16 protein-coding genes are annotated in these 23,409 nt (G+C 47.2%); 4 read left to right on the forward strand and 12 right to left on the reverse strand.

Going from position 1 to position 23,409, the window contains the following annotated elements; translation table 11 throughout:
• Positions 1-323: 323 nt before the first annotated feature.
• Both AC1DFM_RS27575 and AC1DFM_RS27580 read left to right on the forward strand, forming a co-directional pair.
• Positions 324-2,705, forward strand: coding sequence for an ABC transporter permease (locus tag AC1DFM_RS27575; protein WP_477079996.1), 2,382 nt, complete (start codon positions 324-326; stop codon positions 2,703-2,705).
• A 167-nt stretch (positions 2,706-2,872) separates the two neighbouring features.
• Complete coding sequence (locus AC1DFM_RS27580) at positions 2,873-5,353, forward strand: glycoside hydrolase family 95 protein (protein WP_477079997.1); 2,481 nt, start codon at positions 2,873-2,875, stop codon at positions 5,351-5,353.
• A gap of 71 nt (positions 5,354-5,424) precedes the next feature.
• Here the strand turns inward: AC1DFM_RS27580 and AC1DFM_RS27585 are convergent, their stop codons facing one another.
• From AC1DFM_RS27585 to AC1DFM_RS27600, 4 genes are all read right to left on the reverse strand, one after another.
• Positions 5,425-5,811: a DUF3037 domain-containing protein gene (locus AC1DFM_RS27585; RefSeq protein ID WP_477079998.1), complete on the reverse strand. Its 387-nt coding sequence runs from the start codon at positions 5,809-5,811 to the stop codon at positions 5,425-5,427.
• Complete coding sequence (locus AC1DFM_RS27590; protein ID WP_477079999.1) at positions 5,789-6,589, reverse strand: HipA family kinase; 801 nt, start codon at positions 6,587-6,589, stop codon at positions 5,789-5,791. Before AC1DFM_RS27590 ends, AC1DFM_RS27585 begins: the two co-directional genes overlap by 23 nt.
• 81 nt (positions 6,590-6,670) lie before the next feature.
• A complete protein-coding gene (locus AC1DFM_RS27595) occupies positions 6,671-7,723 on the reverse strand; it encodes a winged helix DNA-binding domain-containing protein (RefSeq protein ID WP_477080000.1) in 1,053 nt (350 codons plus the stop codon).
• Between the two features lie 53 nt (positions 7,724-7,776).
• Entirely contained in the window at positions 7,777-8,718 is a 942-nt protein-coding gene (locus tag AC1DFM_RS27600) for a helix-turn-helix transcriptional regulator (protein WP_477080001.1), read from the reverse strand.
• 110 nt (positions 8,719-8,828) lie between these two features.
• Between AC1DFM_RS27600 and AC1DFM_RS27605 the strand changes: the two genes are divergently transcribed.
• Positions 8,829-9,791 (forward strand): hypothetical protein, encoded by a 963-nt coding sequence (locus tag AC1DFM_RS27605; protein ID WP_477080002.1) that lies wholly within the window; start codon positions 8,829-8,831, stop codon positions 9,789-9,791.
• Between the two features lie 59 nt (positions 9,792-9,850).
• The gene (locus AC1DFM_RS27610; protein ID WP_477080003.1) at positions 9,851-10,828 is read left to right on the forward strand and encodes a hypothetical protein; all 978 of its coding nucleotides are present in this window, start codon (positions 9,851-9,853) and stop codon (positions 10,826-10,828) included.
• 74 nt (positions 10,829-10,902) lie between these two features.
• On the opposite strand, the gene AC1DFM_RS27615 is transcribed toward AC1DFM_RS27610, so the two are convergent.
• The 8 genes from AC1DFM_RS27615 to AC1DFM_RS27650 all read right to left on the reverse strand — a co-directional run bounded on the left by AC1DFM_RS27615 (position 10,903) and on the right by AC1DFM_RS27650 (position 23,384).
• A complete protein-coding gene (locus AC1DFM_RS27615; RefSeq protein ID WP_477080004.1) occupies positions 10,903-11,754 on the reverse strand; it encodes an aldo/keto reductase in 852 nt (283 codons plus the stop codon).
• Between the two features lie 202 nt (positions 11,755-11,956).
• Positions 11,957-12,952, reverse strand: coding sequence for a hypothetical protein (locus tag AC1DFM_RS27620; RefSeq protein WP_477080005.1), 996 nt, complete (start codon positions 12,950-12,952; stop codon positions 11,957-11,959).
• Between the two features lie 97 nt (positions 12,953-13,049).
• Positions 13,050-14,873: a cytochrome-c peroxidase gene (locus tag AC1DFM_RS27625; RefSeq protein ID WP_477080006.1), complete on the reverse strand. Its 1,824-nt coding sequence runs from the start codon at positions 14,871-14,873 to the stop codon at positions 13,050-13,052.
• Entirely contained in the window at positions 14,860-16,428 is a 1,569-nt protein-coding gene (locus AC1DFM_RS27630) for a purple acid phosphatase family protein (protein ID WP_477080007.1), read from the reverse strand. The genes AC1DFM_RS27625 and AC1DFM_RS27630 overlap by 14 nt, the downstream gene beginning before the upstream one ends.
• A gap of 10 nt (positions 16,429-16,438) precedes the next feature.
• Positions 16,439-17,521, reverse strand: a complete 1,083-nt coding sequence (locus tag AC1DFM_RS27635) for a phytase (protein ID WP_477080008.1) — start codon at positions 17,519-17,521, stop codon at positions 16,439-16,441.
• A 5-nt stretch (positions 17,522-17,526) separates the two neighbouring features.
• On the reverse strand, positions 17,527-18,792 hold the full coding sequence (locus AC1DFM_RS27640) for a hypothetical protein (RefSeq protein WP_477080009.1): 1,266 nt from the start codon (positions 18,790-18,792) through the stop codon (positions 17,527-17,529).
• A gap of 23 nt (positions 18,793-18,815) precedes the next feature.
• Complete coding sequence (locus AC1DFM_RS27645) at positions 18,816-21,572, reverse strand: TonB-dependent receptor (RefSeq protein ID WP_477080010.1); 2,757 nt, start codon at positions 21,570-21,572, stop codon at positions 18,816-18,818.
• Positions 21,573-21,809: 237 nt separating this feature from the next.
• The gene (locus AC1DFM_RS27650; protein WP_477080011.1) at positions 21,810-23,384 is read right to left on the reverse strand and encodes a tetratricopeptide repeat protein; all 1,575 of its coding nucleotides are present in this window, start codon (positions 23,382-23,384) and stop codon (positions 21,810-21,812) included.
• Positions 23,385-23,409: the final 25 nt, after the last annotated feature.

Consider the following 23,409-nt stretch of genomic DNA (forward strand, 5'->3'; position numbering starts at 1 on the left):
CTTTCAAGGGTCAAACTATTCATTATAAGGGTCATGCTATTCGCTAAAATTTAGGGGTTAACAAACCGTCTTTTGCTATCACAAACATACCTGCGCACCACGCATTTTATTTGCGTGGTGATAGAAATATTATCACGTCTTAAATAATAATCAGCGACGATTTAAAATAGATGTCCATTTCCGGACAATCCTCGTCCTGAAGTGGACATATGTTTAATTATTTTTATTTGATTAGCCTTGGTTTTAAACTACTTTTGGCGTGGCATTTTCTTCGCCGCCCTCTGCCGGTGTGTGTAAGTGGTTCATCTTATCAACTGTCAATAATGTTCAAAAACTATCTCAAAATTGCCTGGCGCAATCTCTGGAGAAATAAAGTGTTTTCCCTGATTAATGTATTAGGTCTTACCGTAGGTTTGACCGCCTGTTTTTTTATTTTTTTGTATGTACATTTTGAATGGAGTTATGATAAATTCCATTCCAAAGGCGACCGCATTTACCGCGTCACCTGTGATGTACAAACCCCCAGTGAGTTGATAAAAGGGGGAATTACCCCCTGGCCATTTGGACCTAATATGCAGCGCGACTTCCCGGAAGTAGAAGCCTTTATGAGAGTGAGTAAAGGGAATTTACTGGTGAAGAGAGGTAATGTCAGTTTCCAGGAAGAACATTCCCTATTCGCAGATTCTACCATTTTTCGGATGTTTGATTTCAAGCTCCTGAAAGGTGATCCGGCTACCGTCCTGAAAGATCTTAACAGTGTAGTGTTAAGCAAAACTGCCGTAAAGAAATATTTTGGCGATGCAGATCCTATTGGTCAAACGATATTGTTAACCGGTGACATGCTACCTCATACCATCACTGGTGTTATGGAAGATATGCCGGAGAATTCGCAGCTGAAAGCAGACATGCTGGTCGCTATGAGTTCACTGGTGAAGATGAATAAAGGGCTCGATGAACAGTGGGGTAATTTTGGTGCGTCTACTTTTTTGCTGCTGAAACCTAATACCAACGTTGCCTCACTCGAAGCAAAGTTTCCGGATTTTATAGAACGGCATAACGGGGAGCAAAGGAAAAGGGATAAAATGTTTTATACCTTAAAGCTGCAGCCTTTAGAAAAAATTTATCTGTATTCCGGCGCTTATTCTGCTTATGAAAAGGGGAGCATCACGAATGTGTATATTTTTGCCGTTATCGCTATTTTTATTCTGTTTATTGCCTGTATTAATTTCATCAACCTTACCACTGCCCGCTCCGTAGAGCGCGCCAAAGAAATAGGTATCCGCAAAGTGGTGGGAGCTACCAAAGGGGAGTTAATACGACAATTCATCGGAGAATGTGTGCTGTTATGTTTCATCTCCTTCGCATTAACAGTGGCATTATTCGCGGCATTATTACCGGCATTTAACCGGTTGGCTGGTAAAACCATTAGTCCTGGCGTCTTTTCTCATGGCTGGTATATCGTGATATTGTTTGTGGCGTCTATTGTGATTGGCTTATTGGCAGGTATTTACCCGGCATTGGTACTTTCTTCTTTTAAACCGGTATCTGTATTAAAAGGGCGCTTCGCGACCGGAACCAAAGGCGTATTTCTCCGCAAGGGTTTAGTGGTAACGCAGTTCGCTATTTCCATCGCCCTGATCATTGGTACAATGATCGTGTATCTGCAAATGCATTACATGCATACGAAAGACCTGGGCTTCAGTAAAGACCAGATGCTGGTCATTGATAGTCATGGTGATCCCTCCAAAAACGCGTTGAGAGATGCCATTGCCAGGATGCCTAAAGTGAATTCCGTAAGTATGGGATCAGGCGTGCCTGGAGGGGAAGCCAACGGGGCTTACACAGAGATCATGAATAAGCAGGGCGAAATGCAGGTGGCCAACCTGGATTTATACGATGTAGACTTTGATTACCTGAAACAATATAAAATTAAGGTGCTAGCAGGCCGTGCTTTCTCCAGGGAGTATGGTACAGACACTACGCAGGCGATGATCATCAATGAGGCTGCCGTGAAACTATTAGGCTATACCAAACCGGAGGAAGCTATAGGCAGAACCTTCCGGCAATGGGGACGCACAGGTACTATTGTCGGCGTTATAAAAAACTATCACTATCGCTCCCTGCAGCAGGACATTAGCCCTCTGACCATGCGTATTGAGCCGCAGGATTGTGATATGATTTCAGTGAATATAGCACCGGGCGATTTCCCAGGTACCCTGTCTGCCATTGAACAACAGTGGAGAGCACTCATGCCGGATCGTCCTTTCGCTTATTTTTTCCTGGACGAATTCTTTGACCGCCAATACCGCACAGAAGAACGATTTGGTAAACTCTTTTTCAATTTTGCATTGCTGGCCATTATTATTTCCTGCCTGGGATTATTGGGACTGGCTTCCTATAGCGCTATACAGCGTACCCGTGAAATAGGTATCCGTAAAGTGATGGGCGCCTCTGTAACAGATATCGTGAATTTATTATCCCGCGATTTTCTCAAGCTGGTGCTTATTTCCTTTTTTATTGCTACGCCAGTGGCGTGGTATTGTATGCATAAATGGCTGGAAGTGTTCGCTTATCGTATCAGCATTGGTTGGTGGGTATTCCTGGTAGCAGGCATTATTGCGTTACTCATCGCAGTAGGTACCATCAGTTACCAGGCGATTAAAGCCGCACTGGCTGATCCTGTGAAAAGCATGCGCGCCGAATAACGGTCAAAAAATATTTTAAGTGGTTTTGGAATAAAGCAGAATCCTATTACTTTAGCTTTTAGCCATTAGCTGTTAGCTGTTAGCAAATGCGGCGAAGAATATCATACTTTGATGTCCGCTGCATTTGCTAACAGCTAACAGCTAATGGCTAAAAGCTAAAACAATTTATGATAAAATTCCACGATTCCACGCAAATAAGGCATCTCGCCTTTTACCTGGTTACCCTTCTGATAGCCAGGCCCGCTCAGGCGCAACAGCCGCTGAAACTATGGTACGATCATCCCTCCGGAAAAGTATGGGAGGCTGCATTGCCAGTAGGCAATGGGCGACTGGCCGCCATGGTATATGGCAATCCGGGTGATGAACTCATACGGCTAAACGAAAATACCGTATGGAGCGGCAGCCCTAACCGCAACGATAATCCTCATGCACTGGCCGCATTACCGGAGATCAGAAAGCTGATATTTGAAGGGAAGATGCAGGCTGCCAGCGACCTGGCCGCTAAGAATATACAGGCGGAGAAAATCAACGGCATGTGTTATCAGCCGGTAGGGGATCTGCAACTACACTTTCCCGGTCATGAGCAGTATACCGGTTATTCCCGGGAACTGAACCTGGAAACGGCCGTGACTAGCACTGCTTATCGCGTGAACGGTGTGAACTATACCCGGGAGACATTTGCTTCTATCCCTGATCAGGCCATCATTATACACCTCACTGCCAGTCAACCCGGCAGTCTTACCTTTACCGCCAGGGCAAAGAGCCCGCAGCGTTCTACTGTAACCGTGAAAGAGAACAACGAACTGGTGCTGTCAGGAACCAGCGGAGATAAGGATGGCGTACCCGGTAAAGTGAAATTCCAGTCGCAGATACGGTTTAAAACCAATGGCGGTACCAGTATCGCCGCCGGAGATACCGTGCGCATTACCGGCGCCAATGAGGTAACCGTATACATCTCTATTGCTACTAACTATGTCAACTATGCCGACATCAGTGCAGACGAAGCAAAACGTACCACCGATTATATGAACCAGGTATGGCCTAAATCATACGCCCGTTTGTTAAAGAATCATGTGACGGCTTACCAGCACTTCTTTAACCGGGTACAACTTGATCTGGGCAGTACAGATTCCGTAAAGCATCCTACGGATATCCGGGTAAGGGATTTTGCCACTGGCAACGATCCCCAGCTGGTAGCGCTGTATTTCCAGTTCGGCCGGTATTTGCTCATTGCCGCTTCCCAGCCGGGAGGACAACCTGCCAATCTGCAGGGCATCTGGAATCCGCACATGGACCCACCCTGGGGCAGTAAGTATACCATCAACATTAATACAGAAATGAATTATTGGCCGGCAGAGGAAACCAATTTAACAGAAATGCATGAGCCACTGGTGCAGATGGTAAAAGAGATTGCGGTGACCGGCCAGGAAACCGCCAAAGTAATGTATGGCGCCCGCGGATGGGTAACCCATCATAACACCGACTTATGGCGTATTACCGGGCCGGTAGATGGTATTTATTCTGCCATGTGGCCGATGGGTGGCGCGTGGTTAAGTCGCCATCTCTGGGAAAAGTATATGTTTAACGGAGATAAGCAATACCTGCAAACCATCTATCCGGTGTTGAAAGGCGCGGTAACATTTTACCTGGATTTTCTGGTGGAAGAGCCCACCCATAAATGGCTGGTGGTATCGCCTTCGATGTCGCCGGAGAATAATCCAAAAATATATCCGAATGTGTCTATTGCCGCTGGTGCTACGATGGACAATCAACTGGTATTCGATCTGTTTTCCAATACCATTCATGCTGCTGAAGCGCTGGGTACAGATGCAGCGCTGGTGGCCCAATTAAAAGCTACCCGTAAGCGGCTGCCACCCATGCAAATTGGCCAGTATGGACAGTTGCAGGAATGGCTGCAGGACCTGGACAATCCCCAGGATAAACACCGTCACGTGTCGCATTTATTCGGACTGTATCCTGCCAATCAGATCTCTGCGTATCGCACACCGGCGTTATTCGCGGCTGCACGTACCTCGCTGATACAGCGGGGTGATGTATCCACGGGCTGGTCCATGGGATGGAAGGTGAATCTCTGGGCGCGGTTACTCGATGGTAATCATGCCTGGAAACTGATTAAAGATCAGCTGACACCAGCGGGGAAAAACAAGGCAGAAAATAGTGGTGGCGGCACCTATCCTAATTTGTTTGATGCACATCCGCCATTTCAGATAGATGGTAATTTCGGTTGTACTGCCGGCATCTGTGAAATGCTGTTACAAAGCCAGGATGGCGCGGTTCACCTGTTGCCGGCTTTACCGGACGACTGGAAAAACGGACGGGTAAGTGGATTACGTACCAGGGGTGGTTTTGAAATCACGGAGATGGTATGGGAAAATGGTGAACTGAGTAAAGTGAGTATCCGTTCAACACTAGGAGGCAATCTGCGTTTACGGGTACCTAATGCACTGCGCAGCAACGGCAAATTAACGCAGGTAGCGGGTCCGCAAACCAATGTGTTTTTCCAACCTGATGAAACAGCTGCTGCATTGATTAATCCGGCTGCGTCAGTAACGCCGGGTGCCGTAAAGAAAACAGTGGAATATGATGTAGCTACCCAGGCGGGGAAAACGTATACATTCACGAAATAATAAACATCATATTATCATAAATAGAAAGGGCTTCACGATATCGTGAAGCCCTTTCTATTTATGATAACTACTTACCCTACCAGTTGTTCCTGCAGACGCGCCAGCGTAGCGGCGGCATCGCTGGTACAAAATCCGGGATGTACTTTAGAGGTTTGTATAATGCTGCTACGGGTAGCGGTAAGCCAGCGGAAACGCGCTGCCATATCCAGTTTAGCGATAGGGCCTCCGGCTTTGCTGCCTTTGCTGATTTCTACAAATGCGTCCAGGTAAGGACGGATAGCAGAAATATCCATGTTAGGATAAAAGGCGAGGAGTCGTTTTTCGTTCAGCGTATATACGGCCTGGAGAAATTTCTGTTGTCTGCAATAAAGAATTACACCTACATTCAAAAATTCTTCCCGTTCTACACTTGGTACTACGCGTATCACGGCATATTCATATAAGTGTTTGTCTTGCATGTTGTGCTTCTTTTACAAAAATTTCGGAATGGCTGATCCGGGTCGTTAAAAATTCGAAATACACCTGCCGGCGTTGTGCGGGTGTTTCATCGGAGTGGTCGGCTAGCAGCCATTCCTCCGGGATGATATCCACAATTGTACGTATACGCGCTGGCGTTAGTAGTGCGCGAAATGCGGCATCAGTACTTTCCAGTTCACTGGCCTGTGGGAGCAGCACATGATCTTTTACCTGTACAAAGGGGCGTAGGGCCTGTTCCTGCCAGTTGTGCCAGGAGTGGTGGAAGTAAAGCGAGGCGCCGGCATCAATCAACCATAGTTCATTGCGCCACATCAACATATTGGTATTGCGGGCGGTGCGGTCTACGTTGGTTAACAGGCAGTCGAGCCACACAATCTGTGAGGCCAGTGCCGGCGCTACGGTGTTTACGGTAGGGTCGTAGGTAGTGGCGCCGGAGAGGTAGTGCAGGGCCAGGTTGAGGCCTACACTTTTTTTCAGCAGGTCTTGTATTTCTTCATCCGGTTCGGTGCGACCAAAAGCTTCATCGAGGTTGGCGAACACCAGTTCCGGTACTTTTAATCCCAGTACCCTGGCTATTTCGTCGCCGATTAATTCGGCAATCAATGCTTTTACGCCTTGTCCGGCTCCCCGGAATTTCAGTGCATACAGAAACCCATCGTCTGCTTCGGCAATGGCGGGCAATGAACCGCCTTCACGCAAAGGTGTTACGTAGCGGGTAACGTTGACCGTTCTTAGCTGAAGTTGAATATCTTCTATCATCTAATATCTGGTTATTGTTTTCTATAATATGACTAGTGTTGTCAACAAAGTACCAAATATCAGCCTTTTTTTGCAGTTGGCTTATGTGTGCCCCATGAATGTCTTATAGGCTTGTATGGCGGCGGTAATGGCCCGGTCGGCGCTCTTTTGCTTTTTGATGAGTTGTGTATCTACTACGATCTGTTTGCCTGTTTCCTTGCGGCTCCAGATGCCGGTGATTTGTCCGTTGACGACTATTACCGGTTTAAAAATGCCGTATCCTGCTGCTGCGTTCAGGGTAGGGTGGAGGATATCGCTGCGGTCCTTGTAGGCTACGGTGTATTCGTCGTATGCAGGCAGCAGAAATGCTGTAACAGGAGGTGTGGGAGCCACGGTAAGCGCGGCGGGAAACCAATAGGCCTGACCGTTAGCTACAATATGCGTGAGGAACTGTTTATTCAGGAGCAGTCCTTTTTTGATATCTGTCATATTGAGTCCGCTCCACCATTGAAAGTCGTTGACGGTGGCGGGTCCGTGGCTGGAGAAATACCGCAGCGTGAGGCGGGCAATGGCTTCATCCTGATCCAGTGGAGCTTGTGCCGGTGCCCGGTCGGATAGCAGGGCATAGGTGAATTGTTTGCCTTGCCGGGGGCCGCTACAGATAAGCCCGTCCAGCTCTGCATCCATCAGGAGGAAGCCGAGGCGGATATCGTCGGTATTGATTTTGGCTTTTGCGAGCAAGGCTTTCAGGGCGCTTCGGGTGAGAAAGGTTTCATTACTGAGGGCTTTGCCGATGACGGTTTTACTTTGCCGGAGGTCTTTATCAGAGATGCCGAGTTTGACGTGCAGGTTTTTATTGAATGCTTTTACTTTAGGAGAAGTCAGTTGCAGCATCCATTGGATGTCCTGCGGAGCTACAAAGTGCCAGGTGGGGCGTAAGATATGGGTGCGCAGGAATTGGCCGTCGTTGAACGCTTTTTCAACAGAGGCATCTGTACTACCCGCTATCCGGTTGCCGATGGCCCATTTGGCGCCGGCATAATCCTGGGCCTGGATACATCCCATCCATTCCACCAGCGCGGCGGGGCTGGCTAATTGGGTACCCCCTATTTGCTGTTGTTGCAGGCGTATTTGTGCGATTTGCAGACTGTTCATGTACCAAAATTACCGGGGTAACATGACAACCCTATGTCAGTTGTGAAAACGGGTCATGACACTTTGGTCAACATTTCCTTTAAGCGGTCTTTTACCAGGGTTTTAAGCGATATTGGTTCAATGATGGTGGCTTCATCTGCAAAAGTGATATACCAGCGGGAAAACGCCTGTATACAAGGCGCCTGAAAATGCATGGTTGTTTTTTCGGCATCCTGCGTTTCATTCAGGAATCCGTAGTTATATTTTTGCTCTACCAGGTAGCGGGCCAGGAAATTATTTACGGAGATGGTTACAGGGAAGGAACCATCATTTGTAACCGGGCGTTGGGCCAGGTATTCCTGCAGGCTGATATGTGTTTGTTGACTGGTTTTGCCGGTATCCCGGATGGTGAGTATCCTTTCGGTGCGGAAGGGATGGTACTTTTTGCTTTTGGTACACCAGGCGATGGCGTTCCAGGTGCCGTGTTCGTGATAAATTCCGATAGGCGCTATGTCTCTTTCGTTGATACCCGTTTCGGTAGCATATTGAATGGCCAGTACAGATTTTTCTCCTACTGCTTTAATGATCTGCGGCAGTATGCCGTTGAGCAGGTGATTATGTTCGGATACTTTGTCTTTTACCTCGATGTTCTCCTGCAGGTTTTCCATCATGGTTTTCTGCGCATGGCGTAGTACGGCTTTTACTTTGAACATGGCTGCTTTGAACTGTTCGCTGTTGTACAGGTCGGCGTGTTTTTCCAACAGCTTTTCTGCCATGAGACAGGCCACCACTTCTTCTTCTGTAAACATCACAGGAGGAATGCGATAGCCTTCCATAATGGAATAGCCCAGGCCTTTTTCGCCGAGAATAGGGACGCCGGCTTGTTCCAGGGAACGGATATCGCGGTAAATGGTACGCAGACTTACATCGAACCGATCGGCTATTTCCTGCGCCAATACAATTTTTTTGGATTGAAGATGGATGAGAATAGCGGTTAATCTATCGAAGCGATTCATGGGTAACAGTATATTTTCCCGCTAATGTACGGTTTTTCAGAAGATATGAATTTTAAGTACATCGCTTATCTTTGCTGACGCCGTAAAATCCCGGCAACGAAATATACTTTATGAAACGTTTGTTTGTTATGTTATGTATGCAGGTAGGCCTGGTGGTTACCTGCTTAGGACAGGTTCCTCAAGACGGTTTGAAAACAAAGAATATCAGCGATACCTTTTTGTTGCCCACCCGTACTTTATTACTGAAAGGCACTTTCAATGCTCAAACTGCCCTGCAGCAATTATTTCCGGGTAAGCATTACCGGTTGGTACATGGGAAATATGTGAATGAGATGATTAACTGGGAGTGTAAAACGGCTAAGCGGAAGAAATATGATGACGTGAATGAAGATAGCCCAGGAGGTTTTCCTTATGAAATTGGCGTTGCTACCCGTTTATTGGATGTGATGGATTTCAAAGATTCATCTGGTATGCAATACAAGGTGATCAGCTTTAACCATTCCGAGTTTGATGAAGACGGTGCGCAGGTATCCAGATTTACGGGAGGTTTACTGGGATTAGCTAAGTTTGTACTCACGGATCAGGGCTGGAATTTGCGGATGTTCACACCAGCCATCAAAGCTTATGGTGCATTTTCTTCCTGCCCAACACCTAAGCCTTTACAGATCGGCGTAGATCAATATGCCTTTATACTTAAGCACAGCAATGGTCCTGCTGGTGGTCCCTATTATGGAACTTATTACCTGATAGCCGGTATCAACGGTGCTTATCAGCAGGTAATGGCTGCTTATGCGGTAGAATTATCAGGTGGTGGAGAAGATGGCATGGTACCTTGTGCCTGGGCCAGTACCTACAGCGTGCCTGCCAGTGATAAAAAGTATTTCCGGGATATTGTTATTACCACTACCGGTACCGCCAGTGCTTCCGATATGGATAATGTACCCAAAGAAGTGGAAGCTTTGCTAAAAGGAAAGAAAACAGTGAAGTTTGTAATGGAGAGCAGATATGTGTATAAGGGACCTGCCAAAGGATATGAAGAGCAGTTGCCAACAAAGGTGAGCCAGGCGAAATAGGTTTTATCTATTAGATGATCTTTATCGCTCTTATAAAATCCGTGTGAAACAATATCCCTATGAAACGTTTGTTAGTAATGTTATGTATGCAGGTGGGCCTTGTGGCCACCTGCTTTGCACAGGCGCCTAAAGGCGACCTTCAGCTAAAAAACATCAGTGATACTTTTTTGCTGCCTACCCGCAGCTTAATACTGAAAGGTGATTTTAATCCGCAGGATGCCCTGCTGCAATTATTTCCTGGTAAGCATTACCGGTGGCTGACAGATGGAAAATATGTGACGGAGATGATTAACTGGAAATGTAAAACGTGTAAGCCGAAGAAATACCAGGATGTGAATGGACCTGGTGAGAACGACGGTTTTCAGGATTTTCCTAATGAAGACGGTGTAGCTACACGTTTGCTGAACGTGATGGATTTCAAAGATTCATCTGGTCTGCAATATAAAGTGATGAGCTTTAACCACTCTATATTCGATAAAGAAGGTTTTCAGGGTACCCGGTTGGTAGGTGGTTTGTTAGGACTGGCTAAGTTTGTACGTACAGATCAGGGTTGGCATCTGCGCATGTTTACACCGGTTATCAAGGCTTATGGTGATTATTCTGCTTGCCCGGAACCTAAACCGCTGCTGATTGGCGTGGATCAATATGCTTTTATGCTGGAGCATAGTAGTGGTATGGGAGATGGTCCCTTTCATGAAACGTATTACCTGATAGCAGGCATTAACGGCGCCTATCAGCAGGTAATGGCCGTATATGATATTCAGCGCTTGGTAGATGAAGACAAAGCAGGTGTATCTTCCAACTGGAAGAGCACCTATAGCGTGCCTCCCAGCGACAAAAAATATTTCCGGGATATTGTGGTCACCACAACGGGAACGGCTATCGCTACAGATGCGGAAGGTTTACCTGAAGGCGTAAACGTATTGTTGAAAGGAAAGAAAACCGTACGTTTCGTGAAAGAGAGGCGGTTCGTATATAAGAATCCCACTAAAGGATATGAATTACAATTGCCTGCAAAGGTGAGTTTGGCGAAATAGTTTTATAAAAAAATGCAGCGGGGAACAGGTAACATGTTCCCCGCTGCATTTTTTATAAAAGCCGAAAGCTTTTTTTATGCGGACAGCAGCGCAAAATCTTCTGCTGATAGATCAATATTAACGGCTTTGAGGTTTTCATCCAGGTGATGAATGCTTTTGGTACCTGGAATGAGCAGGATGTTATCAGCGCGTTTCAGCAACCAGGCCAGTGCAATTTGTGCAGTGGTGGCGTTGTATTTAGCCGCGATGTGACTGATTTTCTCTTCCAGTGTCTGCGGACCCGCAGCCAGTGGGTACCATGGAATGAAAGCGATGCCTTTTTGTGTAGTGTAATCCAGCACGTCTTCCCATTGACGGTTACCCAGGTTATACAGATTTTGTACAGATACAATTGGCAGTACGCTTTCTGCGCGTTGGATTTGTGCTACGTTTACTTCTGATAGTCCTACGTGTTTTACTTTACCGGCTTTTACGGCATCCGCTACCGCGCCAATGGTTTCTTCCACAGGTACGTTCGCATCTACGCGGTGTAATTGCCAGAGGTCTATTTGTTCTACTTTCAGGTTTCTAAGGCTGTTATCTATTTCCTGTTTGATCCATGCGGGTGAGCCGTCTGCACGCCAGTCTGTTGGAGAGCTGCGGTGGAAGCCACCTTTGGTCGCAATCACCAGCCCTTTTTTATAGGGATGTAATGCCTCTGCTATTAGTCGTTCGTTTAATTCAGGGCCATAGGCGGCGGCGGTGTCAATAAAGTTCACGCCGGCGGCTACTACATGCTGTAATACTTTGATAGCGGAAGCCCGATCTGCTCCTTCTCCAAAAGCTTGCTCACCGGATAAGCGCATAGCGCCGTAACCCATACGGTTAACATGCAGATCATTGCCCAGGTGAAAAGTATATTGCTGTGATATCGTTGTTGTTGCCATTTTTTAAAATTTAATGAACCAAAGGTAAGGGGATACTTCGGTTCAAAAATTGTGAAAATAAAAGATCAACTTGTAGAAATCAAAGAATTGTTTTCCGGGCATAAATAAAGGCGGGTAGATACCCGCCTTATACCAACTTCATGTATTTTACGATGAAAATCTGACTATAACTAGAAAGAGGTCTACATGTAATAATGGCCTGTTAAAGGGAGGTGGCGTACCAGGTGGCTGCCTGGTAAGTCATCACGTGTTCACAATCCATCAGTTTGTTGGCAATTTCCAGCAAGCCTTTCTGCAGGTCGCCAACGCCGGGGCGGAGCATGGGGTTGATCAGTTTATCCCCCCATCCGATATCCGCCAGTTTTCCATCAAACTTTGCGAGGCCAGCCAGGTAATCTTTTTGAGCCAGAAACCACAGTTCCTTGTTTTTCAATAAGGCATCTTTGGCCACTTTCATATGCTCATTGAAGTATTTGGTACGGACTTGCTTTTCTTTGCCGGGATCAGCTCCGGTGTATTCACCCACCTGAATAATGGGTAAGGCCATTACTTCCGCAGCTTCCTTCTTCTCCAGTACTTCATGTACACTTTGATCCGGTTTAGATAGCTGGTTGAGATATTTGGTTTCCAGTTGTTGCTGGAAGGCTGCCATCTCCATAGCCAGCTTTCTCATGGTTTCCATTTCATTGCCTACGCTATTATTGATCTCTACCGGTTTCGTAGGTGCTTTTACGTTATATTTCTTATTCCACTCTTTTAGAAATACTACCTTCTCCTTGTCGCTTTTCGCTTCAAATTCTTCGGCGAACTTTTCATCGTTTTGGAGTTTGTCCTGAAGATCTCTCATCGAGCGTTGCATTTCGGGGCTTCCGGCTACAAAGGAATTGCTTTGTTTGGCCATATCTACCGCAATGTCCGCGCTTTCTGCCTTTGATGGCGGGGGAGCGCCCGCTTCTATTTTTGCTATGACGGCATTGATTTGCTCCTGGGCATGGTTATAAACATCCTGTTTGCTACTCACTGTTTTTTTCTGCTCGCCGGCACGATGTGCCAGGTGGTAAGCGACTTCCAGTGAAGCAGGCGGAGCTGGTAATTTGTCCGACACCACCTGTACCAGCTTTAGTTTAAGTGCTGTTTGCGCGGTTCCACCTAAACACGCAAAACAGATCAGACAACCGGTAAACAATATCTTTTTCATTTTCGGGCAACATTTATTGTATCCCAAAAGTAGGCACCGCAAACGGCCCGGGAGTCAGTATTAACAAGGGTTCCGGAAATTCAGTAGTACTACTTAGTTAGTGTGGTTGGTCGGTGAGTGCGTGCATAAAGGCAATGATATCCTGTATTTCTCCGGGAGTTAATCCCAGTGGGGTAGCGGATAGGGTTTGATAAGGATCATGCAGTCCAAGGCCATTACCGCCACCGGCATTGTAGAAGGCCATGACCTTTTCCAGGTCCGCAAATACACCGTTGTGCATGTAGGGAGCGGTTGTTGCGCTGTTGCGTACGGTGGGTATTTTAAATGCCCGCTGATAGAATTCGATGGGGAAGAATTCAAAGCGACCGGCATCTTTATCGGCCAGTGGATGTTGTAAATCATCATTGGCCGGAACGCCTAGGTTTTCAAATTCTGTCCGCTGATAATAGGGAGGAGTCAGTCCGTTGAACAGCGGCGCAAAATGGCAGGTAGCACATTGTGCTTTCCCCATGAATAAGTTGAAGCCATTGATCTGCGCCGGGGTCATGGCTTGCTTGTTGCCGGCGAAATAATCGTCCATAGCGCTGCTCCTGGGCGACAGCGTATTAATATACGCGGCAATAGCTCCGGTAAGATGAGATAGTGTAATGGCGCTGTCGCCATCGGCTTCCGGAAAAGCTACCGGGAACGCCTGTACGTAATTAGCGCTGTCGCGCAGCCGGTGTAATACTACGGCATGTACACCATTCATCTCCTGTGGATTGCTGATCACATTTGCAATTTGTTGCGCGATGTTTTTGGCCCGGCCATCCCAGAACTGTGCGTACTGGAAGCCGGCGTAATAGAGGCTGGGCGCATTTCTGCGGACATTGTTCTTTTCATTCACCGCCAGGCTGGTTTTCAAACCATCGGTGAAGTATTTAGCAGGTTGATGACAGGTGGCACAACTGCGGCTCCGATTACCGGAAAGGGCTTTTTCAAAAAACAGTTGTCGCCCTAATGCGATGCGTGCAGCGTTGTACGTATTGCTATCGGGAAATGCGTTAGGGTTCAGGGCATCTTTGCTGAACAGGTTTTTAGCGTTGTAGTTCAGCGCAGTGCGGGTGTGTTGATCCAGTTGAAGGGAAGTGATCAACTTGTTTAGCTGCTCCTGTAGCGGCAATCCGTAGCTGGTCAGAAATTCCAGCCGGTTGAAGCTATCAAAATCCGGGTGCTGCTGCAGGTATTGGATGCATCCGGCGAGGTATTTTTTTACGGGTAGGTTTTCGGGAGATGGGGTACCGAGCCAGGGCTGTAGCAGGGCCTGGATCGTTTGCATCGATTGTGCGGTTTCGGTGATACCGCTTTTTAATTCAGGCGCATCATAACCGGTGATGCCATTGGCGTATAGGCGTACCAGTTCGATACGTATACTTTCCATAATGGCTTTGTCGGTGGTGTTAAACTGGTATAGCAGGGCAGGAAGATCCGTAGCGGAAGCGCTGATCACGGCGGCCTGTTGCAGTAATTCGTTTTTGTGGGATAGGGGGTCTTTATCGTATAGCAGTACTGCCATTTGCTGTAGGCCGGCAGGCGCCTGATATTCCATATAGGGCTCGTCTATTTCTGTTTTAGCGGGCGGATTATATACCAGCGAGGAGCTGAAGAAGAAGTAGTCGAGGAAGTATTCGATGCGTTTGTATTGTTGCCGGCAATGGCGGAGGGAGGCTTTGGCGCGGGGGATGCTATTAGGTTGTTGTGCATCCAGCGCCTGTATGGCTTGTTCCATTTCAAGGGAGGCGGCCGCGAAGCCTGCGGCGCCTTCCCTGAAAAGAACGATGGCATTGGCTACACCGTGTTGATCATCGGTTTGTTTAAATCCCCAGGCGCTAAAAATAGTGGCCAGGGCAAACAGTAGCCAGATGAGCTTATTTTGATACATGTACGATGAATGTATCTTTTACATGATTAAACGCGTCAGTAACGGTGTATTTAGTGACTGCCGAAGTAGGCGTTACTGTTATACTTCTGCCGGTATCCGGACGGTTGTTCCATTTGTAGGCGCCCACAAAAGAAGCTGTTAAGGTAGCGGATTGGCCTTTTTTAACCTGGATATCCGTTTGGCGGTTTACATTTTTCATCATTGTAAACTGGTCACGAATGGAGCCATCGGCACAAATCCATTTCAGGTCCAGGCGGTTGTCCTGAATTTCCAGTAAGCTGGAGCCGCCGTGGTCGGCATCTGCAAAGTACATGGCCTTGTGTGGATACGTAGTTTGCTTGCCACCAAGTTTGCCGGCAGAACCACTCACCACATATACGGTGCCTTTGTTACGGGCGCTGTCTTTGATATAAGGGGCGGCATTATTGCCACCGTCGTATCGTCCGGAAGATTGACTGACATTATGTTTCGCCGGATCAAAGGAATTGGCGGGGCCGTAATGTCCCTGTATCAGCCGGGATCTTTCGTAATCGTGGCTGTGTCCATTCAATACCAGGTCTACGCCGTTGCGCTCCAATATCTGGATGAAGTTTTCCCGGATATGTACCAGCTCATCTTCCTCATCAGAGTTGTGCGAACCCATGGTATAAGGAGGATGGTGCCAGAAGGCAATTACCCAGCCTTTGTTTTGGTTGGCGGCGAGATCTTTCTTTATCCAGGTTACCTGTGGGCCGGTGGTATCGTAGAGGCGGTAGGCGTTGTCTTCTTTACCGTAGCTGTCGAGCGACAAGAAGTGGATATTGCCGATATCGAAAGAGTAGAACGACTGGGTATGCGAAGGTACGCCACCAGACTCACCTTCGGCAGGCATAGAGAAGTTCTGATAGTAGGTGGTTTGGTGCGTCAATTGGGCCTGTTGCTCCGAAAGATCTGTATCATGGTAGTCATGATTGCCCGGGGCCGGGAACAGGGGGGATTTTTTCAGCAGGTCGTCTTTGTATACGTTAAAGAACTTGCTTTGGTATTCCGCGTCTGTACCATTCGGGTATGCGTTATCTCCCAATAATATCCAGGCGTTCAGGTAATTGTTGCCCAGGTACTTCAGCAGTTGTTCCTTTACCTGGCGTTGGTTAACGGAGTTGTCGCCGCAGTCGCCGAGGGCGGCAATGCGATACAAATCAGTGGCGCCGGGAGCGGGGAGTGTCTGGAAGTAATTGTTGGCATCTCCCTGTAACACATCTTTATATCCGCCAATGCTATAGTAGTAGCGGGTATTGGGTTGCAGGCGGGTGAGCTTCACTTTATGTTCGGTCACCAGGTTGATGTCGTCAGCCTGCTGATCCAGCTTATCCGGAGAAGTACCGTATTTAACGCGGCTTCTGGCCGATACATCGGTGCGCCAACGGATCAGGATACTTTCGCTGCTGGCGGCCTGTAAATAAGGCCCGCGCAGCAGGGCAGGCGTTAGCGTTACTTTTTTAACCGGTGCTTCCTGTGCCTGCGTTGCGGTATGGGCAAATAGCAGCAGCATGGAAGCCAGGACAGTAGATTTCATATAGCGGGCATTATTTTTTTGTTGGCGCAAGTTCCAGTTGCTTACCGGCAATATCTTCCCAGCGATAATAGTGGAAGGTTTTGTCGTCACTCATCACTACAAACAACCCATGACGGAACGTATCATTCAACGGCACATTGACTACATCGGAGCCATCACTGTGGTTGGCGGCTACGGTGACCACTTTCAGCAGCTTGTGGTTAGTCCCTTCCCGGCTGAAGATATGGAATTTATTGGCTCCCTGGTCGGATACCAGCAGATATCCCTTCTCTGCACCGGTTTTATAAATGGAAATTCCTTCGTGATCTTCCGTAAATCCAGTGGTTCCGAAGATTGATAATTCTTCATTACCTTTTTCAGGATCAGCATAGTATTGTCTCACGCCATGTTGTTCATCTGAATAATAAACATATCCCGCTTCATTATCTACCGCAATGGCTTCAATTTCTTTCTTGCCGCTGTACTGGCCAAATTTACGCACCAGCGTTGCTTTTACCTGACCGGCGCCGTTGTCTGTCAGCAGATACTGCCACAGATAGCTACCATCCTGCGGACCGGTTTTACGGCCTACAATGGCATAATGTTCACCTTTCTTATTCGTATAAACGGCGATCCCCATGAGGTCGCGGTATTGCTTACCAGTTTCGCCTTCAAATACAGGAATGCCACCGCCATCAATGGGTTGCATATCTGGCAGGGAGAAGAAGCGAAGTTTGTGAGTGATACGTTCGGTAGTAACGGCGAAGTCTACACGCTTTCCGTTGAGCAACAGGCCATAGGCAATGTCTACGTTGTTAGGGCGTTGCAAACCGGATACCACCTGTTTTATTTTGCCTTGCAGGTCAAATACATACAGGGCGCCTTCTGCCGACTTATCCGTACCAACAACCAGGCTTTGCGCCGGATTAGCGGGGTTCACCCAGATAGCCGGATCATCGGAGTCGAATTGCACAGGAGCCGTTACTACGGCCGGTTGGATAATGCTGTCGGCCGCATGGTGTTGTTTTACCGAACCGCCAGCGCCAGCGCAGGCAAGAAAACACAGCAGTCCGGGGACTGCTGTGCATAATAAAGCTATATTTCGTTTAATCATTTAAGTTAGTTTTTTGCGGAAAATGCGCCGATGGTGGTAGAAGGAGCTGGAGAAGGGTAAGGATACATTTCCATGCCTACGCCGTTAGGGAAGTTGCGGGTAAAGGAAGTAGTACCTGCGCCAATAGCGGGTGATCCTGCCTGTACCTGGAAGTTCCAGCTGGTGTTGAAAGTAGCGTTGTTCATCGCGGTGTTGAGCGGATAGTTCACGAATTTAGGATCGTTTTCACCCGCTTTGGTACCAATGATATCATTTTTGCCGGCTACTATTTCTTTGGAAGGCTGGAACTGGTCAACAGTAGCCTGATCAAATCCATAGTACATATTGTTGCTGATCACAGAACGTGCATCCTCTACTTTTTTGGTATCTCTCTTAATACCAAAACGTGCGTTGGCAAACAAGTTATTATGTAATTCCACAAATACAGCAGCTTCCAGCCAGATAGAACCACCTTTCACGGTAGGCCTTCTCCAACCGGTGTTGAGGATGGTGTTGTTGTAGGCGATCACATGTGCCTGCGGCGTACGTTCGCCAGCGTTAGACAGTTTCAGCGCGTTGGTATTGGTAGCATAAAACAGGTTGAACGCTACGTCTGCAATGCAACCGGATTTGATGTTGATACCTTCACCGCCGGTGATACCGGTGGTATAAAACTGATTATTAGAGAAGATAATTTTTCCGCCTTCAATATAGGTACAGTCTTCATTAAAATTCCGGAAGATAGAATTGTTGACTACCAGTTTTCCCTTCGTGTTGCTATACCATAATGCTGGCAGGTTTTCTCCACTGGTTTGCTTATACAGCCCCATTTTTACAGAAGTAGAAGATTCTGTAGTGGTAGATCCGCCATATTCCAGGATAGCGTTATCCAGCAACAGTTCAGCGCAACTCTGCGCTGCGAGAATACCGCCCCATAATTTACCGAATTTGTTCGCTTCCGTGCGTGCTTTTTCGTGGATGGTAAATGTTACCGGGCTGCCTGGTTTTCCCATGGCATACAGGTTCCCTTTTACAATCACTTCCGGTTTGGCAAGGGTATCCATGATGATGGTTACTCCTTCTTCTATAATCAGTGTTTTACCTTCAGGGATAATGATATCGCCGGTAACACGCAGGGTACTGAATTTAGACCATACACCTGATACTTCTCCGTGAATACCGGAGGTGTCAACAGGCTTTTCGGTAAGGTCTACATAGAAATTGGCTTTTTTACAACTGCTGACGAAAGCTATGATGAGTGCTGTATAGCAAAGCGTTTGTATGAACTTCATGATGATAAATATTTTGAAGACGATTATAATTTGTAGCGTACGCCGAGCAGGTAAGTTTGTTTGTAGAACTCTTTCCTGATCAGTGTTTCATTGGCATTGTTTTGTCCGGGTACTTCCTGGTTTTCCTTGTTCACCCCTTTGATAAAGATGGTGGTAGGTGTGTTCAGCAGGTTACCGGCTTTGGCGAAAACACTGAAGTGGTTGCGGAATTTTTTCTCCACGGAAATATCCATCTGAATAAATCCTTTCTGCCAGTAGTCGTTATCCACAAACTGGGATACCACGTTAATACGCGGACCGGTGTAAGCACCTGCCAGCTGCGCATCCCAGCCATGTTGTGTGTCTTTGTACAACAGGGAGAGGTTGGCGATATGTGCAGACTGACCATACAGCGGCCTTGTCTGATCTACTTTACCAGTGGTTTGATCGCCTTTATCACTGGTGTAGCGATAACTTTTCGGTGTAGTGATGCTGGAGTTGGTGTAAGTATAGTTCGCTTTGAATCCTACTTTATGGAAGAATTTGATATAATCTATTTCCAGTCCATAGTTACGGGCGTTACCAAAGTTACCGGGAGTATAGTACATATCCTGTCCGCGTATAGCATCGGATACGATGGTGTTTTCGATAGGATTCTGAATGCTTTTATAGAATACGCCGAAGAGTAACTGATCGGTATGATTAGGGAATAATTCGTAGCGCAGATCCAGGTTGTCGGCGATGGCGCGTTTCAGGTCCGGATTACCGCGTTCGGTATAGTCTTCATTTACAACGGCGCCAGGCACCAGTTCAAAGAAGCCCGGGCGGTTTAAGGAACGGAAGTAGGAACCGCGGAGGTTCTGATGAGCCGTTAATTCATATTTCAGGTTCAGGCTCGGTAATACGTCTGTATAAACCTGGTGGCCGGTAGGGCGACTTTCCCCTCTGGCGAAGAGCATATCATAGCCCTGGTCGGTATGTTCTACACGTACGCCACCTGTTACTTCCAATGCTGCTGCCTTGAATCTGAACATACCATAACCGGCAGTGGTTTTCTCTGTAGCGTCATAGGTCAATGCGTTATCTACTGCACCTGTTGCCTTTTCTATATTCCATTTAATGTCTGCGTAGCTGGAAAAGTCTTTACCATACACTGCTGTCAGATCTGTTGGCAGAAATTTATAGTTGTTAAAGAAGCTGCTTCTTTGTTTATCGCGGTATAAGCCTCCGGCAGAGAAGTCGACTTTAGCGCCGGCAATTTTTGCAGTATAAGTTAGGTTGAGGTATCCCGCAAGATCATTATCTGTATTGCGCTCCCAGCGACGCATGCTTTTAGAAACCGTTGTACGTGCATCCTGGAAGTTGGTACGTACACCATATAAATCAACGGTGGTATTGTCAGGTACTTCGTTTAAGGCCGAAGAGATAACAGCAGACCAATCCAGTTTCAATTTGCCGGGAACGAGTTTATGTTCACCGTGCAGGGTGGAGGAGTAGATCTTTTGATCTATTTTCCGCGAGCGGCTTTGATAGGTCAGCTGTGCGTTACCATTTACCGGGTCGAATCCGTTGCCCACGTTGGTGGTGATGCCATCTCTTGTCTGGAAGCTTAACAGGTTCATGTAAGCATTGTAGAGCGACAGCTTATTATTATCATTGATGGCATAGTCAATTTTGGCGTGTACCCCGCTGCGTTGTTGTTGCTCGCTGTACTGGCGTTCCCGCACGCCGGAGATCCGCTGGTACCGTTCTGTACCAACATTGGAGGCATCATAAAACGTGCTGGTGGTACCACGGTAGTTGTTCTGGAAGCTACCGGCTACAATTACACCCAGTTTATTGTGGAAGAAGCGCTGACCTACAGATAAACCAGCTACCAGGTTAGGGGCAAAGTTTTTAGGTTTATAATTCAGGGTGCCGTTGGCAAAGTCGGCAGGGGTAGCGTTGTAATCTTTACCATGGATTTCGTAAGGCGATTTGCTTTTGATACCGCTGGCATCGAAGCGGGTGTATCCCTTGTCCAGTAACATCTGGCTGTATCCTGTTGCTACGTTGGCGTTGAGGGAAAGTTGGTTAGGTGCATCCTTCATCACCATATTCACCACGCCACCTACGGCATCGGCTTCCATGTTAGGTGTTAACGATTTGTATACTTCCAGACGGTCCAGCAGTTCGGATGGGAAGATATCCAGTGGTACGTAGCGGTATTTATTGTCCGGGCTGGGTATTTTCACGCCGTTGATGAGGGTATAGTTATATCTTTTATCCATTCCGCGGAGGATAGCGTATTGTCCGTCGCCATTGCTGCTACGTTCAATAGACACCCCGGATACACGTTGAATTACGTTGGCCACGGTCAGATCTGGCGATACTTCGATAGCGGCGCCGGATACCACGTTCATTACCTGCTGGGATTTCTGTTCCAGTTTGCGGGCGGTTTTTTCTGAGGAGGCTTTGGTAGTGGCGGATACTACTACTTCGCTGAGTCCTTTGCTGCTGCGTTCACTGAGATAGATCGTAATATGTGGATTGTCTTTTTCCACAACGGTTAGGGATTGAGAAAGCGTTTTGTAGGTAAGGTGGGAAATAACGAGGGTGAATTTGCCAGGCGTTACCTTTTTAAATTCGAAGGAACCATCCAGGCCGGTGAGGGCTACCAGTTTGGTTTGTTCGAGAATAACGGTAACGCCTACCAGCGGTTCCCCTGTTTTCTGATCGTAAACATGCCCTTTCAGGCCATCGGCTTTAACGATGGTAGCACTGAGTAGCAGACATAGCAACGTTGTTAAAAGTGTCTTCATTTGTAATGAATTTGATACCGTTTGTGTTGTTCGTAAATGGTATCGCAAATGTGATCTGCTATGAAAAAAATTACAAGAAATGGCCGTAAGCAAAACGTAAACAGCGTTAACAGGAGCGTAAACAAAGCGTAATCAGCGTATACAAATGGTTGGTAAGTTATTGAAAATGAATTGTTTGTTTGTAACATGATTCGCCATTACCATTATGTTACCGGCATATTAACGCAATGTTAAGCCTCACAGTCCCTGTACAAAAGTGTTGAGGGTATCGCCCTCCGGGATATTTAATTTTTTCCGGAGACGGTATCTGGCTACGCGCAAACTATCGGGAGAAATACCGAGAATGGTGGCCATATCTTTGGAGTCCATATTCATTTTATGGAGGGCCAGTAATTTGATATCGTTGGTGGTAAGATCGCTGTAAAGTGCATTGAGTTTGTCGAAGAATACCTGGTGTACCTGTTCAAAGATGCCGGTGAATTCTTTCCATTGTTTTTCGTGGTTAACGGTCTGGTTTATTTTCAGCACCAGTTGCTGCAGTTGTTTTTTCTGGTCTCTTTTATCATCCTGTACCAGTTGGGAGAGGCTGTTTCTTAGTTCATCGAGGAACTGGTTACGTTGGATGACGTCGAGGGTATGGGTGGCGAGTTGTTTACTTTTCAGCTCCAGCTGGTCTTTTTGTACCCGGTTGATTTCCGCATTTTTTTCCTTTTCTGCCTTTTCCTGGCTGATTTTCAGTTTTTGCCGGGAGATGGTGAGGAGGCAAAGGATCACGAGTAACACCACTACTACCACGATGGCGGTATAAATGATGCGGTTCATTTGATGGCTGTTTTCCAGCTGTATGATCTCATCATTCTTTTTATTGGTATCATAAATGATCTGGAGGAAGTTCATCTGCTGGTTGTTTTGGGCAGAATAAATTTCCGCCAGGCATTTGCGGCTTTGCTCCATATAATAATAGGCGCTATCGTTTTGGCCTAGCAGGTTAAATGTTTTGGCGATATCTTTCCCGGCAGCGGCTTCCTGGTATTTATTGTTGGTGCTGCGGGCAATGGCCAGCGCTTCTTTGGAGAAGGGCATACTGTGTTTATAGTCGCCTGTTTTTCTTAATACATCACCTATATTATTAATGATTTCAATGCCTGTGCTGCGTTCGTGGTGTAGTTCGTATAGGCGTAATGCGTTCTGGAAGTAGTAGAGGGCGCTGTCGTATTTTTCCAGGTCTTCGTGAATGGTGCCCAGGTTTTCGTAGATGCCGGCCATGCCGAAAGTATCTCCGATGGCCTGGTATTGTTTCAGGGCCAGTTGCTGGAAGAAAAAGGCGCTATCGTATTGTTGTTGTTTTTCGTAGTGGTGGCCGATGTAGCCGTAAGTGGCGGCCATGCCTGATTTATCGTTGATAGCTTTGTACAGCGTGAAGGCTTTATCGTATTGGGCTTTGGCGGCTTTTTTATTGATATTGCGGTAGTATAGCAGACCCATATCATTCATGGTGGCGGCTTCCGCGGCTTGTTGGTGACTGGTGGCAAAGAGTGTAGCCGCTTCCTGGTAGTATTCGAGTGATTTGGCGTAGTGGCCGAGGGTGAAGCAGATGCGTCCCATTTGTTGCAGGCATTTGCCGGCGGCGGCGTCATCGTGGGCAGCAACTGCCTGGTCATGCATTTTGCGTAGTGCAAGGAAAGCCGCATCGGGCGACTGCCCGCTTAGTTTTGCGGCCGCTTGTAATTGCTGCTGCAGGGAATCCTGAGCAGCCGCCGAAAAAGCAAATAAGCATAACACAATGAACTGAAAAACCCCTTTCTTCTTCATAACAGCACAGTACAATTAAGCATAA

This window comes from Chitinophaga sp. 05T412 (genome assembly GCF_056396465.1).